We start from the raw sequence: 14,382 nt of genomic DNA on the forward strand, positions 1-14,382 counted from the left end.
ACGAGGCCCGGCCCTTCAAGTGGACCAAGACCGCCGACCAGATCCTCGACCGGATCTGCCGCTACTGCGACAGGATCTCCGAACCAGGTCACTAGGGACGGTTCACCATCAGCACTCCGTACGGCTCAGGCTCAGTACATCGAGCGTCCACTGCCGCACACGAGCTGCGACAAGGTGGGCGAGGTGCTGGGCTGGATGTCCCGGCACCTCGACACCGAGATCACGGTGGAGCAGCTCGCCGAGCGCGCGCACATGTCACCGCGTACGTTCGCCCGCCGCTTTCTGCAGGAGACCGGCACGACCCCGTACCGCTGGGTGCTCCGGCAGCGGGTGCTGCTCGCCCAGGAGCTGCTGGAGTCGACGGACGAGACGGTGGACACGATCGCGGGGCGCAGCGGCTTCGGCAACGCGGCGGCGCTGCGCCACCACTTCCTGCGGACGCTCGGCACCACGCCGAACGCCTACCGGCGCACCTTCCGGGGTCCGCAGGCGGCCTGATGAAGAGTCAACTCGGTTTGTCGCCGAACTGGTTGTGATCATCCACTCGTGCCGGCCGACAGAACGCTGACAGGAAGCCGACAGAAGGCCTTCGTACGGTGTGATCAACGGGGACGGTGGGGGGCCTGAGCCCGCCCCGGTCCCGGCCGACCGCAGCATCGACGTACTGGGGGTCTCATGTCTCGCACAGCACGAGTGATCACGACCGCGGCGTTCGCCGCCCTGATGGTGGGCGGGGCGGCCGCGACCGCCTCCGCCGACTCCGGCTGGGGCTCGGCCCCGGCCGACTCCGGCTGGGGCTCGGCCCCGGCCGACTCCGGCTGGGGTTCCACTCCAGCCGACAGCGGCTGGGGCTCGGCCCCGGCCGACAGCGGCTGGGGTTCGACTCCGGCCGACAGCGGCTGGGGTTCGGCTCCGGCCTGACGACCAGCGGGGCTAGTCACCACGCATGACAGCGGCACCGCTCCGTCCAGGAGCGGTGCCGCTTTGCCGTGTGTCCGGCGAATGATCAGTCGTTGGGCACGGTCTCGTAGCGGGGCGTGCCCTCCGCCATCTGCTTCAGCGCGTCCTTGCGGTCGCGCTTCGAGAGCCGGTCGATGTACAGGCGCCCGTAGAGGTGGTCCGTCTCGTGCTGGAGGCAGCGGGCGAAGTAGCCGGTGCCGCGCACCTTGATCGGCTTGCCCTCGGCGTCCTGTCCGTGGACCTCGGCGAAGTCGGGGCGGGCGAGCGCGGCGTACGCCGTCGGGACGGACAGGCAGCCCTCGTTCGAGTCGTCGAGGACGCGGCGCTCCGGCGCCAGCTCCTGGAGCACCGGGTTCACGACGACGCCGGTGTGCCGTACGCCCTCGTCGTCCGGGCAGTCGTAGACGAAGACCTTGAGGTCCACACCGATCTGGTTGGCGGCCAGGCCCACGCCCTCGGCCGCCCGCTGGCTGGCGAACATGTCGTCGATCAGCGCCGCGAGCTTGTCGTCGAACTCGGTGACGTCCTTGCACTCCTTGTGGAGCACCGGATTGCCGACGACGGTGATGGGACGGGCCGTGCCGCGCTCGCGGTACGCCTGCTCACGCTCCTCGCAGTCCTCGGTGTCGACGACGAAGCCGTCGTCACCCGCGCTGATCTGCTCGTGCTCGTCCGTCTCCTGCTGCGCCATTCCGCCGTACGCCTTCCTGCAAACCCGGTCTCGGTGTCCCGTACAGCCTACGGCCCCCCGAAAGCGGCTCAGCAGACTTCTTCGAGATCCCGCCACTCGCGGCTGTCCGGACTGTCCGCGACCCAGCCGTCGAGCAGCCCGCGCACCAGCCCGGCGGGCGCCGCGATACCGCATTCGCGCTCCGGCACCCAGAGGTCGCCGGCCGTGCGGTGGCCGAGCGGACCGGGGTGGCCCGGCTCGCTGTGGTCGTGCGGGTCCAGGTGCTCGCCGTCGCCCTCGGCGCTCGGCATGCTGCCTTCCGAGCAGGCCCGGCACAGCAGCCGCACGGAGGAGGACCAGTCCTCGGCGGCGAAACCGGCGTCGGCCGCGAGCTGTTCCAGCGCGTCCCGGTCCTCCTCGGTGGCGGCCTCCAGCAGCACCACCCAGGTGGGGACGGGTGAGGGCGCCCAGAGCTCGATCTCGTCGAAGACGGGGAAGCTGTGTCCCGCGACGGTGGTGCGCTCGCCGTGCGGTACGCCGTCGTGCAGCACGACCTCGCCCCAGCGGCGGCCGGACGAGGGCAGCGGGATGGACAGGACCTCTATCCGGGCGGGGTCGAGCCTGCGGCCCCACACCACCTCTGCCTCGCCCTCCGGCGACAGCCGTACGGCGGCGCTGCCGAGCTCCATGCCGACGGGCTCGCCGTTCGCGGCGGCCTCACCGGGCACCTTCAGGCCGTACGCCTGCCAGGCGCGGCGGGCCAGCGGCCAGTCCTGCAGGGCGGTGGCGGCGATCCCGACGTTCCACCAGTCGGGGGCGCCGGTCTCCTTGTCGAGCAGCGCGACGGCCCGCAGGCCTGCGGCGCGCGCCTGCTCCCAGTCGTGCCGGAACTTGTGCAGCAGCGCCAGATTGAACCAGGACTCCGAGAGCCAGGGCTCCAGATCCGCCGCGCGGGTCAGCAGCGCGCCCGCGTCCTCGTACCGGCCGTCGCCGATCAGCGTGAACGCGCGGTCGGTGGCCTGCCGCCACGAGGCGGAGGGCCGATGCCGTACCTTCCCGAAGATCCTCACGATTCCCGCCTGCCGGTCGCTCGGGTCATTGCCCCCCGACACCTCTCCTTCGCATCCAACCATGCCCGGTCGGACGCTCGCTCATTACCCATGGGTTACCCAGGTGGGGACGGGGTCAGGCCACCCCGGGCCAGGACCCTGGCCAGTGATTCGACGACCTCAGGCTGGTAGTCGTGGCCGGTGCCGAGGCGCAGCCGCTCCAGGGCGCCGAGCGCTCCCTGCCCGCCCTGCCCGGTTTCACCGGTGAGATCGTCGTACGTGTTGACGGCCCGGACGATACGGGCGGGCAGCGGCTGCTCCCGGTACGGGTCGGCCTGCCGCTCCACGACCACCGCGACGGCAGCCGGGACTCCGGTCTGGCGGACCACGGCGCCGCCCAGCAGGGCGATCCGGCGCTGCTCGGCGGCCGGGAGGAGGGCGGTGGCGCCCCGGGGGACGGGGTCGACGAGGGAGAGCTGCCCGATGTCGTGCATCAGCGCCGCGTACTCCAGAACGGTCAGTTCGGGCCCGGAGAGCCCCAGCTCCCGGCCGACGGCCGTGCTGAGCGCGGCCACCCGGTGGGCGTGGCCGTGGGGGGTGTAGCCCGCGATCTCGGTGGCCCGGGCGAGTGACGCGATCGTCTGGCGGTAGGTGGTGCGTACGGCGGCGTACCGGCGCAGCGCCAGCTGGGTGAGCAGGAGCGGTACGCAGAAGACGGGCAGCGCCCACAGCCCGGCGACGGCGGTGGCCAGGGCCATCACGACACCGGTCGCGCAGACGGCGGAGCCGATGCCGAGGAGCGCGCGCAGTTCGTCGCGCAGGAGTGGGCCGAACGGATATCCGGTGCGGGCGCGCAGCATCAGGGCGGCGACGACGGCGTCGCAGAGCGCGGTGAGCAGGAGGAGGAGCAGCAGGTAGAGGGCGTAGTACGGGCCCTGGCCGAGCCGGTCGGCCAACGTGCCGGAGTTGTAGAGCGGTTGGAAGCAGGCCGCGGCGAACCCGACGGTGAGCACCCGGCGCGCCACGTGGTCGGGCGCGGCGCCGCGGCCCCGGGCGATGTGCGGCACGGCCCCGACGAGGGTGCCCGCGACGACGACCGCGACGACCTGGCAGACCCCGTGCGTGGTGGCCAGCCCGGCGCACTCGCCGAGCAGCGCGTACGCGAGCGCGCCGGCGAAGCCGAGCGGCGCGGGCTCCCTGTCCCGCGGCTCCGGCGCACCCCAGCGCGCGAGCTCTCCCACGGCGATGAGCACCCCGAACGCGACCGCGGTCCCCGGCTGCTCGACCCCGCTCCCCCCGACCCACCCGATCCCGGCCCCACCCAGCGCGGCGGCGGCCCCGTAGACACAGACGACGGCGAACGGGACGCGGGGGCGCTCGGGACGGCGCGGGAAGCGCGGTCTCACCCACACCACCCCGCCCCGCCCCGCCCCGCCACACCGGCGAACGGCCCACCCGGTTCCACCGCCGCCGCCTCTCCACGGCGCGGCTCCCGGCGCGGGAAGCGCGCTCTCCTCCACCCCGCCTCTGGGCGGTGCGGCTCCCCGCCTCGGCCGGGACGGCGCGGGGCCGGCGCCTTCATCCGCCACGCCTCTCCGCCGTGCGGCGCCCGGTGGCGGGCTCGGGTGCCCGCGGCGGGGCGTCGTCGGGACGCGGGATTCGGGCGCCGGGTTCCGGGCCGGGGGCCTCGGCGGCGGGCGGGCGGCCGGGTAAGGGCTCGTCGGCGGTGACCGTTGTCTGCCAGCCGTGGCGGTCGAGGGCGCGGACGAGGGCGCGGACCATACAGGGGTCGAACTGGGTACCGGAGCACCGCTTCAGCTCCTCGACGGCGGTGGCGACGGGACGCGCCCGGCTGTACGAGCGGGTCGAGGTCATCGCGTCGAAGGCGTCGGCGACGGCCACCACGCGGGCGAACTCGGGGATCTGGCGGCCGGCGAGGCCGTACGGGTAGCCGGTGCCGTCGAGGCGTTCGTGGTGGTGCAGGATCGCCGCCCTGGCCTCGCCGAGGAAGCCGATTCCGCGCACCATCTCATGGCCGTACTCCGGATGGAGCTCGATCACCCGCCGCTCGTCCGCCGTCAGGGGCCCGTCCTTGCGCAGCACGCGTGTGGGCACGCCGAGCTTGCCGACGTCGTGCAGGATCCCGGCGAACCGGAGCACCTCCAGCCGCTCCTCGTCCATGCCCAGCTCGCGCGCGATCAGCACGGACGCCTGTCCGACGCGCTCGCTGTGGCCGCGGGTGTACCGGTCCTTGATGTCGACGGCCTGCACCAGGGCGCGGATGGTGGAGCGGTGGGCGCCGCGCTCGCGGTGGTACTGCCCGAAGGCCCAGCAGGAGATGACCATCGGCAGCAGGACGAAGAGCGCGGACACCGGCCCGTACGGGCTGCTCCACAGCACGGCCATCATCAGCCCGGCCAGCCCGTGCACGGCGTGCGGCGCGAGCGCGCGCGGCAGCAGGCCCCGCCAGGCCGCGCGGGCGGGCACGCGCTCGGCGGTGACCAGGATGGCCCCGTCCAGCGCGGTCAGCACCAGGCAGAACGCCAGCGCGGCCGCCCCCGCCGGCAGCAGCACCCGGGGGAAGGCGGCCTCGCCCATCCCACCGGACAGCGCGGCGGCACCCGACGCCGCCCAAGCGGCCAGGGCGATCTGGGCGGCCCGCCAGACGCGCCGGGCGCCCGCGGGGCGCTGTTCGACGCGGGCGACGAGCGCGCCGGGCACCGCGGCCAGCGCCGCCGCGGCGGGCGGCAGCAGCAGGGCCGCCGCGAGCAGCACGGGAAAGAACGATCCGGCACTCATCGGTACGGCCCCGCCGGCGAACCGGCTGATGACGGGGCAGCGGGCGGGCATCTCGCACACCGCGTACAGCACGGCCAGCTGTGCGACGGTGCTCCAGGGGACGCGCGCGCCGGGCAGCACCGCATGCAGCGCGCCCGCTCCGGCGCAGACCACCGCGCAGAGAATCAACGCACGCGCCCCGCCCGGAACACCTCTCACCCGCCCTCAACCCCTCCCCGGCCGACGTCAAAGTGAGCGAAAGGCTAGCCAGTTGAAGGTTCCACGGAGGCCGGATGCGCGTGGTTAGCACCATCGAGTGACACGGCCGGTGACATGGGCGAGGGGCGCGCCGTACGGTGCGCCCCTCGAAGTCCTCCACGCGATCAGCGAGCCCGGCCGGACGGCGTCAGTCGGCCGCCGCGCCCGGCAGATCCGCCCCGGCGAGCCCGGTCGTCGCCGTCACATCGTGGTCCGGCACGGCCTGGCCCGACCTGATCAGCTCGATCCGGCCCATGACCTTGGCCCGCAGATCGACCGGAACGTCGTCATGGCCGCAGCAGCGCTTGACGAGCTTCTTCACCGCCTGTTCCAGGCCGTATTTCTCCAGGCAGGGAGAGCATTCCTCGAAGTGCGACTCGAACTTGGTGCAGTCGCTGTCGGGCATCTCATGGTCGAGGAACTCGTAGAGATGATCGAGGACCTCAGCGCAATCAGTCTCGTGCGGCTCTCCGCAGCTCATGAGCCCGAGCCTTTCCGATCGTTCGTCGACTCCCCGGCGCCCGCGGGAACGAGCCCGCGCTCACGGGCGTAGTCCTCGAGCATGCCGCGCAACTGGCGGCGGCCCCGGTGCAGTCGGGACATCACCGTACCGATGGGTGTTCCCATGATGTCCGCGATCTCCTTGTACGCAAAGCCCTCTACATCCGCGAGATAGACGGCGATGCGGAACTCCTCGGGGATCGCCTGCAGCGCTTCCTTCACGTCCGAGTCCGGCAGATGGTCGAGCGCCTGGGACTCGGCGGAGCGCAGTCCGGTCGACATGTGCGACTCGGCGCGCGCGAGCTGCCAGTCCTCGATCTCCTCGGCGGCACTGCGCTGCGGCTCGCGCTGCTTCTTCCGGTACGAGTTGATGAAGGTGTTCGTGAGGATCCGGTACATCCAGGCCTTGAGGTTGGTGCCCTCGCGGAACTGGTGGAAGGAGCCGTACGCCTTCGCGTAGGTCTCCTGTACGAGATCCTCGGCATCGGCCGGGTTGCGCGTCATGCGCAGAGCGGCCGAGTACATCTGGTCGAGGTAGCCAAGAGCGTCCCGCTCGAATCGTGCGTTGCGCTCGGCGGCCGTCTCTTCCGTGTTGCGGCCGTCGTCGGTCCCAGTGACCGGACCCACCTCCTCCAACGCTGTGGTGGGACCGAAAGCGGACCCACTCGAATCGGAGGATAGACGACCAACCGCTCCGCCCGCCGCCCGAATAGAACCCGTCTTGCCCGCCGGAATGACCGTCCAGTCCAGGTCAGCGGCGTGCGAGCGACTGGGGCAGATGGTCGAACCCATGCGACGGACTTCCTTTCCAGGCTGCTGCACTGACGTCCGGCACAACAGTGGTCCGGCGTTCCGCTATTCCCGCAGCGCGGTGATCCATTTGCGTACGCCGTCGACGACTGCCGCCAGCGCCTCCTCCTGGGTCAGTGCCGCCCGCTTCGGCACGGAGAGCCCGTGGTCGGCGGAGTCCACTTCGATCAGCTCGTACGCCCCTTCGGGGAATTCGTCCGGCTTCCCGAACGAGTCGTTGCCGCCCTGGACGACGAGTACGGGCACGCCGGCGCCCAGCAGCTCGTCGGCCCGTGACTTCTCCGGCTTGCCCGGCGGGTGCAGCGGGAAGCTGAGCGCCAGCACGGCGCGGGCGCCGAGCTCGCGCGCGGTGCGGCAGGCCACGCGCGCGCCGGCGCTGCGCCCGCCCGCGACGATCGGCAGTCCCGGCTTCTGCAGCGCGGGCCACAGGCCCCGCCACCCCTTGTCCAGCGTCGCGGGCGCGGGCGCCACCTTCTTGCCCGCCACCCGCCACGGCTGTTCGACGAGGGCCACGCTCACCCCGTCGGCGGGCAGCTCGGCGGCGAGCGCCCGCAGATCGCGGGCCTCGATGCCGCCGCCCGCTCCGTGGCTGACGGCGAGGACGAGGCGGGCCTTGCCGGTGGCCGGGTGCCAGGTGATGCGGGCGTCCCCGGCGGGGGTCTCGACGATCTCGCTGTGTGTCACGTCAGCAGTGTCACACCACAAGCCCCCAGGAGCCTCGGACCGACCCGTGAACGCCGGACCCGGGAGCCTCAGAAGAGCGTGCCGACCTCGGGGGCCTCCAGCTCCTCCAGCAGCTCCGGCCCGTTGTTGCGGACGTTCGAGACGGCCGTGGCCACCGGGTAGGCCCGCATCAGACCGTGCGGGGGCGGCGCGAGCAGCCCGCGCAGCTCGTCCACGTCCGTACGTGCCGGGTCGAGCCACGCGTCCCAGCGGTCCTGGGTGAGCATCAGCGGCATCCGGGGGTGGATGTCGGACAGCGATCGCGGGCCCTCGGCGGGCGCGACGGCCAGCGGGCTCGTCTCCGCCTCCGTCGTGATCACCGAGCAGGTCACCCACCAGGACTGCGGATGGCCGTCGGGCAGCGTCCGGTCGCGCCAGAACTCGTACAGCCCGGCCATCGCGAAGACCGACCCGTCGGCCGGGGTGACGAAGTAGGGCTGCTTGCGCGGCCGCTTCTTTTTGCCCTCGACCTCCAGCTGCCGCTCGTCGACGCCGGTGACCCACTCGTAGTAGCCGTCGGCGGGCAGGATGCAGCGCCGGGCCTGGAAGGGCCGGCGGAAGGAGGGCTTCTCGTGGACGGTCTCGGCGCGGGCGTTGATCATCCGCGCCGCGCCCTCCGGGGTCTTGGCGAAGGACGGGACGAGTCCCCACTTGAGTGCGCGCAGCTGGCGAACCGGACGGCGGTCCGCCGCGTCCTTCAGAGGGCGTTCGAGTACCGCGTAGACCTCTTTCGTCGGGGCCACGTTCCAGTCGGGGGCCAGGCTCTCCGCCGGTTCCCACTTCTCGACCTGGAAGAGCCCCGTGAGGTCCTCGGGCCTGCGACTCGCTGCATACCGTCCGCACATAAGTGCCACACTGCCACGACGCCCACCGCCACGAGGAGCCACCCCGGATATGCCCATGCCCCCGGAAGTCTTCGGCACCCAGCCCGCGCCCGAGCAGTGGCTGGTCGCCGCCGCCGCCGCGCTCGCGCTGGTCGCGGTCGTCCCGCGCTCGCTGTGGCGGCTGTCCCGCAACGCGATCACCATCGCCCACGAGGGCGGTCACGGACTGATAGCCCTGGTCACCGGCCGTCGCCTCGACGGCATCAGGCTGCACTCGGACACCAGCGGTCTCACGGTCAGCCGGGGCAAGCCGACCGGTATCGGCATGATCCTGACCACCGCCGCGGGCTACACCGCGCCGTCGCTGCTCGGCCTCGGCGGTGCCTGGCTGCTCGCCGACCACCGGATCACCCTGCTGCTGTGGGTGGCGACCGCGCTGCTGATCGCGATGCTGGTGATGATCCGCAACGCGTACGGGGCGCTGACGGTGATCCTCACGGGCGCGGCCTTCCTGCTGGTCTCCTGGCTGACCGAGCCGATGGTGCAGGCGGTGTTCGCGTACGCCGCCGTCTGGTTCCTGCTGCTCGGCGGCGTACGACCGGCCTTCGAGCTCCAGTCGAAGCGGCGGCACGGCGGGGCGCCGGACTCGGACGCGGACCAGTTGTCCCGGCTGACGAACGTTCCGGCGGCGATGTGGCTCTTCCTTTTCCATGCCGTATCGCTGTGCTCGCTGATCGGTGGCGGTCGCTGGCTGCTCGGTCTGTGACCGGTTGCGGAACAGCTCGGGCCGCGCGGGCCCATTAAAGTGAAGGCCATGACCGAGAGCCCCGTGCAGCCCGCCCTCTGGCCCGCCCCCTACGCGAGCGGGCCCGTCGACGCGACGGTCACCGTGCCCGGATCGAAATCGGTCACCAACCGCGGGCTGGTGCTGGCGGCGCTGGCCGCCGAGCCCGGCTGGCTGCGCCGGCCGCTGCGCTCCCGCGACACCCTGCTGATGGCGGAGGCCCTGCGGGCCATGGGCGTCGGCATCGAGGAGCAGGTCTCCTCCAGTTCCACCTCCACCGGTGGCCCGGACAGCGGCGAGGCCTGGCGGATCATCCCGGCCGGACTGCACGGCCCGGCCGCGGTCGACGTCGGCAACGCCGGCACGGTGATGCGCTTCCTGCCGCCCGTCGCCGCCCTCGCCGACGGCCCGATCCGCTTCGACGGCGACCCGCGCTCGTACGAGCGTCCCCTCGGCGGCGTGATCAGCAGCCTGCGCGCACTGGGCGCCCGGATCGACGACGACGGGCGCGGCGCGCTCCCGATGACCGTGCACGGCGGCGGGGCGCTGGACGGCGGCCCGGTCGAGATCGACGCCTCCTCGTCGTCCCAGTTCGTGTCCGCCCTGCTGCTGTCGGCGCCGCGCTTCAACCAGGGCGTGGAGGTACGGCATGTGGGCTCGACGCTGCCGTCCATGCCGCACATCCGGATGACCGTCGACATGCTCCGTGCGGTCGGGGCGCGGGTCGACGAGCCCGAGACCGGCGGCGAGCCGAACGTCTGGCGGGTGCGCAGCGGCGCGCTGCTCGGCCGCGATCTGACCGTCGAGCCGGATCTGTCCAACGCCCAGCCTTTCCTGGCCGCGGCCCTGGTCACCGGCGGCCGGGTCACCGTGCCCGACTGGCCCGAGCGGACCACCCAGCCCGGTGACGCACTGCGAGAGATCTTCACCGAGATGGGTGGTTCCTGCGAGCTCACCGACGCGGGTCTCACGTTCACCGGCACCGGACGGATCCACGGCATCGACGTCGACCTGAGCGAGGTCGGCGAGCTGACCCCCGGCATCGCGGCGGTCGCGGCCCTCGCCGACTCCCCGTCCACGCTGCGCGGTGTGGCGCACCTGCGCCTGCACGAGACGGACCGGCTGGCCGCGCTCACCAAGGAGATCAACGAGCTCGGCGGCGAGGTGGCGGAGACCGAGGACGGGCTGCACATCCGCCCGCGCCCGCTGCACGGCGGCGTCTTCCACACGTACGACGACCACCGCATGGCCACGGCCGGCTCGATCATCGGCCTCGCCGTCAAGGGCGTGGAGATCGAGAACGTGGCGACGACCGCCAAGACCCTGCCCGACTTCCCGCGGATGTGGACCGACATGCTCGCGGGCAACTGAGCGGGGACGGCAGACATGCGCCGCTACGGCAAGCACACCGACGAGGACGACATCCGCCAGCGTCCCAACCCGAAGGGCAATCGTCCCCGTACGAGCATCCGCCCGAAGCACGAGGACGCGGCGGAGGGCATGGTCCTGACCGTCGACCGGGGCCGGCTCACCTGTCTCGTCGACGACCGTACGGTCCTGGCGATGAAGGCCCGCGAGCTGGGCCGCAAGGCGGCCGTGGTGGGCGACCGGGTCGAGCTCGTCGGCGATCTGTCCGGCAAGAAGGACACCCTGGCGCGCATCGTCCGGATCGGGGAACGCCGGTCCGTGCTTCGCCGTACGGCCGACGACGACGATCCGTACGAGCGCGTCGTCGTCGCCAACGCCGACCAGCTGGCGATCGTGACGGCCCTGGCCGACCCGGAGCCGCGCCCGCGGCTGATCGACCGCTGTCTGGTCGCGGCGTTCGCCGGAGGCCTGGAGCCGCTGCTGGTGCTGACCAAGTCGGATCTGGCACCGCCCGACGAACTGCTGGAGATGTACGGCGCGCTCGGTGTCCCCCACGTCGTCACCACCCGCGACGAGTTCGTGGGCGGCGTCGCGGCGGAACGGGTCTACGAGCACCTCAGGGGCCGGACCACCGCGTTCGTCGGCCACTCCGGCGTCGGCAAGACGACCCTGGTCAACGCCCTGGTCCCGAAGGACCGTTGGCGCAGCACCGGCGTGGTCAACGCGGTGACGGGCCGCGGTCGGCACACCACCACCTCGGCGCTCGCGCTGCCCCTCGCGGGCGACGACGACGGCTGGGTGATCGACACACCGGGCGTGCGGTCCTTCGGGCTGCACCACGTGGACCCGTCCCGGGTCATCCACGCCTTCCCGGACCTGGAACCGGGTACGGAGGGCTGTCCGCGCGCGTGTTCGCACGACGAGCAGGACTGCGCGCTGGACGAGTGGGTGGCTCAGGGGAAGGCCGATCCCGCGCGTCTGTACTCACTGAGGCGACTGCTCGCCACGCGCGAGCGACGCGAAGGCGACTGATCCGCGCACGTTTGCGACCGGTCGCCGCTGGTAAGTGCATAATCGCACCAAGTGAGACGAAGCAGTCACGAGAGTCACTGGGCGCGGTACTGGGACGCGGGAGGCACTGACCATGGCGTGGCTGCTGGTAGTCGTCGCCGGACTCCTGGAGACGGGGTTCGCGATCTGTCTCAAGCTGTCGCACGGCTTCACCCGCCTCTGGCCGACGATCGCCTTCGCCGTCTTCGCCATGAGCAGCTTCGGACTGCTGACACTGGCCCTGCGGAAACTCGACGTCGGCCCGGCGTACGCGGTGTGGACGGGCATCGGCGCGTCGGGCACCGCGATCTACGGGATGATCTTCCTCGGCGAAGTGGTCTCGACCCTGAAGATCGTCTCGATCTCGCTGGTGATCGCCGGCGTCATCGGCCTGCAGCTCTCGAGCCCGGCCCATTGAGGGCGGTACGGACCAGCTGACCGACCCCCTCGGGCGTGGGCGCGAGGAGGTAGGAGAGGGCGAGCCGCACGGCCAGTTCGCAGCGCTGCGCGAGCTCGGCCACCTCTTCCTTCGTGCGGCCGCGGGTGCCGCCCTGCTCCAGGGCGGCCAGCGAGCGGTCCCGCACCACCGCGACCAGATCGGCGGGGGCCGGGTGTCCGGCGTCCGCGCGTCGCTGGGCGGGCACGCCGGAACGGGCGGCGGGGCGCACGGGGCGCGGGGCGGGCAGCCGCTCGGCCCAGCAGCCCGTGAGCAGGGCACGCAGCAGCGGCCTGCCACGGGCCTCGACGACGGTCCACTCGGCAACGGACACGAGCGACGTGGCGCACCCGGCCGGGCCACGGTCCGCCCGGTCGCCTCGGTCGGCTCGCTCCGCGAGCAGCCGGTCGACTCCGTACAGATACGCGTCGACCTCACGCCGCACGAGCGCGCGGGCGAGGCCGTCCTTGCTGCCGAACTCGTTGTAGAGCGTCTGTCGGGAGACCCCGGCGGCACTGGCCACGTCGACCATCCGCACCGCGGACCAGGGCAGGCCGGACAGGGCGGCGAGTGCGGCGTTCAGCAGTGACTCACGCGCTGTGGGCATGGGGCCTCCCGGGCAGCTGCGGCTGCGACTGCACTCAGAGTTGACGCACGGCCACGCGCTGTCAAGAGCGCCAGGGGTCCGGCCCAGGGGATGGACGGCCCGGTCCGCCCCGGCGCGGGCGGGGATAGAGTTCCGTTCATGGCCGACTATCACGATGATCTGCGTCTCGCCCATGTCCTCGCGGACGCCGCCGACGCGGCGACGATGGACCGGTTCAAGGCACTCGACCTCAAGGTCGAGACCAAGCCGGACATGACCCCGGTGAGCGAGGCCGACAAGGCGGCCGAGGAGCTGATCCGCTCCCAGCTCCAGCGGGCCAGGCCGCGTGACGCGGTCCTGGGCGAGGAGTACGGCATCGAGGGCACCGGCCCTCGGCGCTGGGTCATCGACCCGATCGACGGCACCAAGAACTACGTGCGCGGCGTGCCCGTCTGGGCGACGCTGATCTCCCTGATGGAGGCCGGCGAGGGCGGCTACCAGCCGGTCGTCGGCGTGGTGTCGGCCCCGGCGCTCGGCCGCCGCTGGTGGGCGGCGAAGGGCGCGGGCGCGTACACGGGCCGCAGCCTGGCCTCGGCGACCCGGCTGCAGGTGTCCAAGGTGTCCCGGCTGTCCGACGCGTCGTTCGCGTACTCCTCGATCAGCGGCTGGGAGGAGTACGGGCGCCTCGACGGCTTCCTGGACCTGACCCGGTCGGTGTGGCGCACGCGCGCGTACGGCGACTTCTGGCCGTACATGCTGGTCGCCGAGGGCTCGGTGGACATCTGCGCGGAGCCGGAGCTGTCGCTGTGGGACATGGCTGCCCCCGCGATCGTGGTCCAGGAGGCGGGCGGCTCCTTCACCGGCCTGGACGGCGTTCCGGGTCCCCACAGCGGGAACGCGGCGGGCTCGAACGGCTTGCTGCACGAGGAACTGCTGGAGTACTTGAACCGGCGCTCCTGAGAACCGGCGCTCCCGAGGCCTGCGCGGTACGTCGCGCAGGCCCCCTTGTTGATGCCGCGGATCACTGCGACTCTGAGAGTCCCCCCATTTGTGAATTTGTGAATCGGTTCTCGTTGAACGGTTCACGAAGGAGGTGGCTCCATCCATGCTCGTCCGTGACGCCATGAGCACGGTGGTCCTCACCATCGGACCCGCGCACACCCTCCGGCAGGCCGCCCGGCTGATGGCCGCACGCCGTGTCGGGGCGGCCGTCGTCCTCGACACCGACACCAGTGGCCTCGGCATCCTCACCGAACGCGACATCCTGAACTCGCTCGGCGCGGGGCAGGACCCGGACCGCGAAACCGCAGGCACCCACACCACCACCGATGTCGTCTTCGCCGCACCCTCCTGGACCCTGGAGGAGGCCGCGGAGGCCATGACGCACGGCGGCTTCCGCCACCTGATCGTGCTCGACGCCCATGGACCGATCGGTGTCGTGTCCGTACGCGACATCATCCGCTGCTGGGCCCCGGCCCGGCACCGGGCGGCAGCGGCGACGCTGTCGGGTTAGCTCGTCCCGGCACCCGGGCGGGCACGGAGACCCGGGTGCGCACGGAAAAGGGCCGGACCCCCGACGGGGATC

The 14,382-nt window shown here is 72.3% G+C and carries 16 protein-coding genes and 1 pseudogene; 8 read left to right on the top strand and 9 right to left on the bottom strand.

What is annotated here, in order from left to right; genetic code table 11:
* Window positions 1-123: 123 nt before the first annotated feature.
* A pseudogene (locus tag ABT342_RS00005) lies at window positions 124-498 on the top strand (GlxA family transcriptional regulator); the annotation flags it as partial.
* Window positions 499-675: 177 nt separating this feature from the next.
* Window positions 676-921 carry a 5'-nucleotidase gene (locus ABT342_RS00010; protein WP_351564529.1) on the top strand — a complete coding sequence of 82 codons (246 nt, stop codon included), beginning with the start codon at window positions 676-678 and terminating at the stop codon, window positions 919-921.
* Between the two features lie 85 nt (window positions 922-1,006).
* On the opposite strand, the gene def is transcribed toward ABT342_RS00010, so the two are convergent.
* The 8 genes from def to ABT342_RS00050 all read right to left on the bottom strand — a co-directional run bounded on the left by def (window position 1,007) and on the right by ABT342_RS00050 (window position 8,594).
* The gene (gene def, locus ABT342_RS00015) at window positions 1,007-1,651 is read right to left on the bottom strand and encodes a peptide deformylase (protein ID WP_351564532.1); all 645 of its coding nucleotides are present in this window, start codon (window positions 1,649-1,651) and stop codon (window positions 1,007-1,009) included.
* 68 nt (window positions 1,652-1,719) lie between these two features.
* On the bottom strand, window positions 1,720-2,700 hold the full coding sequence (locus tag ABT342_RS00020) for a tetratricopeptide repeat protein (protein ID WP_351564535.1): 981 nt from the start codon (window positions 2,698-2,700) through the stop codon (window positions 1,720-1,722).
* Window positions 2,701-2,795: 95 nt separating this feature from the next.
* Window positions 2,796-4,085 (bottom strand): HD-GYP domain-containing protein, encoded by a 1,290-nt coding sequence (locus ABT342_RS00025; RefSeq protein ID WP_502965429.1) that lies wholly within the window; start codon window positions 4,083-4,085, stop codon window positions 2,796-2,798.
* A 172-nt stretch (window positions 4,086-4,257) separates the two neighbouring features.
* Window positions 4,258-5,676, bottom strand: a complete 1,419-nt coding sequence (locus tag ABT342_RS00030) for an HD-GYP domain-containing protein (RefSeq protein ID WP_351564538.1) — start codon at window positions 5,674-5,676, stop codon at window positions 4,258-4,260.
* Between the two features lie 187 nt (window positions 5,677-5,863).
* Window positions 5,864-6,196: a mycothiol system anti-sigma-R factor gene (gene rsrA, locus ABT342_RS00035; protein WP_351564541.1), complete on the bottom strand. Its 333-nt coding sequence runs from the start codon at window positions 6,194-6,196 to the stop codon at window positions 5,864-5,866.
* A complete protein-coding gene (locus ABT342_RS00040; protein ID WP_502965430.1) occupies window positions 6,193-6,843 on the bottom strand; it encodes a sigma-70 family RNA polymerase sigma factor in 651 nt (216 codons plus the stop codon). The genes rsrA and ABT342_RS00040 overlap by 4 nt, the downstream gene beginning before the upstream one ends.
* 228 nt (window positions 6,844-7,071) lie before the next feature.
* Window positions 7,072-7,710: an alpha/beta hydrolase family protein gene (locus ABT342_RS00045; protein WP_351564547.1), complete on the bottom strand. Its 639-nt coding sequence runs from the start codon at window positions 7,708-7,710 to the stop codon at window positions 7,072-7,074.
* Between the two features lie 68 nt (window positions 7,711-7,778).
* Window positions 7,779-8,594, bottom strand: coding sequence for an SOS response-associated peptidase (locus tag ABT342_RS00050; protein WP_351564550.1), 816 nt, complete (start codon window positions 8,592-8,594; stop codon window positions 7,779-7,781).
* Between the two features lie 49 nt (window positions 8,595-8,643).
* Here ABT342_RS00050 and ABT342_RS00055 point away from each other — a divergent pair, with 49 nt between their 5' ends.
* From ABT342_RS00055 to ABT342_RS00070, 4 genes are all read left to right on the top strand, one after another.
* On the top strand, window positions 8,644-9,339 hold the full coding sequence (locus tag ABT342_RS00055) for a M50 family metallopeptidase (protein WP_351564553.1): 696 nt from the start codon (window positions 8,644-8,646) through the stop codon (window positions 9,337-9,339).
* 48 nt (window positions 9,340-9,387) lie between these two features.
* On the top strand, window positions 9,388-10,728 hold the full coding sequence (gene aroA, locus ABT342_RS00060; RefSeq protein ID WP_351564556.1) for a 3-phosphoshikimate 1-carboxyvinyltransferase: 1,341 nt from the start codon (window positions 9,388-9,390) through the stop codon (window positions 10,726-10,728).
* 15 nt (window positions 10,729-10,743) lie between these two features.
* Window positions 10,744-11,757, top strand: a complete 1,014-nt coding sequence (rsgA, locus tag ABT342_RS00065; RefSeq protein ID WP_351564559.1) for a ribosome small subunit-dependent GTPase A — start codon at window positions 10,744-10,746, stop codon at window positions 11,755-11,757.
* Between the two features lie 112 nt (window positions 11,758-11,869).
* A complete protein-coding gene (locus ABT342_RS00070) occupies window positions 11,870-12,193 on the top strand; it encodes a DMT family transporter (RefSeq protein ID WP_351564562.1) in 324 nt (107 codons plus the stop codon).
* Here the strand turns inward: ABT342_RS00070 and ABT342_RS00075 are convergent.
* Window positions 12,159-12,818, bottom strand: a complete 660-nt coding sequence (locus ABT342_RS00075) for a TetR/AcrR family transcriptional regulator (RefSeq protein WP_351564565.1) — start codon at window positions 12,816-12,818, stop codon at window positions 12,159-12,161. The two genes, ABT342_RS00070 and ABT342_RS00075, sit on opposite strands and share 35 nt — an antisense overlap.
* Before the next feature lie 138 nt (window positions 12,819-12,956).
* On the opposite strand from ABT342_RS00075, the gene hisN reads away from it, so the two are divergent.
* Together hisN and ABT342_RS00085 are read left to right on the top strand one after the other, a co-directional pair.
* The gene (gene hisN, locus ABT342_RS00080; protein WP_351564568.1) at window positions 12,957-13,757 is read left to right on the top strand and encodes a histidinol-phosphatase; all 801 of its coding nucleotides are present in this window, start codon (window positions 12,957-12,959) and stop codon (window positions 13,755-13,757) included.
* Between the two features lie 145 nt (window positions 13,758-13,902).
* Complete coding sequence (locus tag ABT342_RS00085) at window positions 13,903-14,310, top strand: CBS domain-containing protein (RefSeq protein ID WP_351564571.1); 408 nt, start codon at window positions 13,903-13,905, stop codon at window positions 14,308-14,310.
* The last annotated feature ends 72 nt before the right edge of the window (window positions 14,311-14,382 follow it).

The sequence above is a fragment of the Streptomyces sp. NPDC000410 genome (genome assembly GCF_040300305.1).
Lineage (GTDB): Bacteria > Actinomycetota > Actinomycetes > Streptomycetales > Streptomycetaceae > Streptomyces.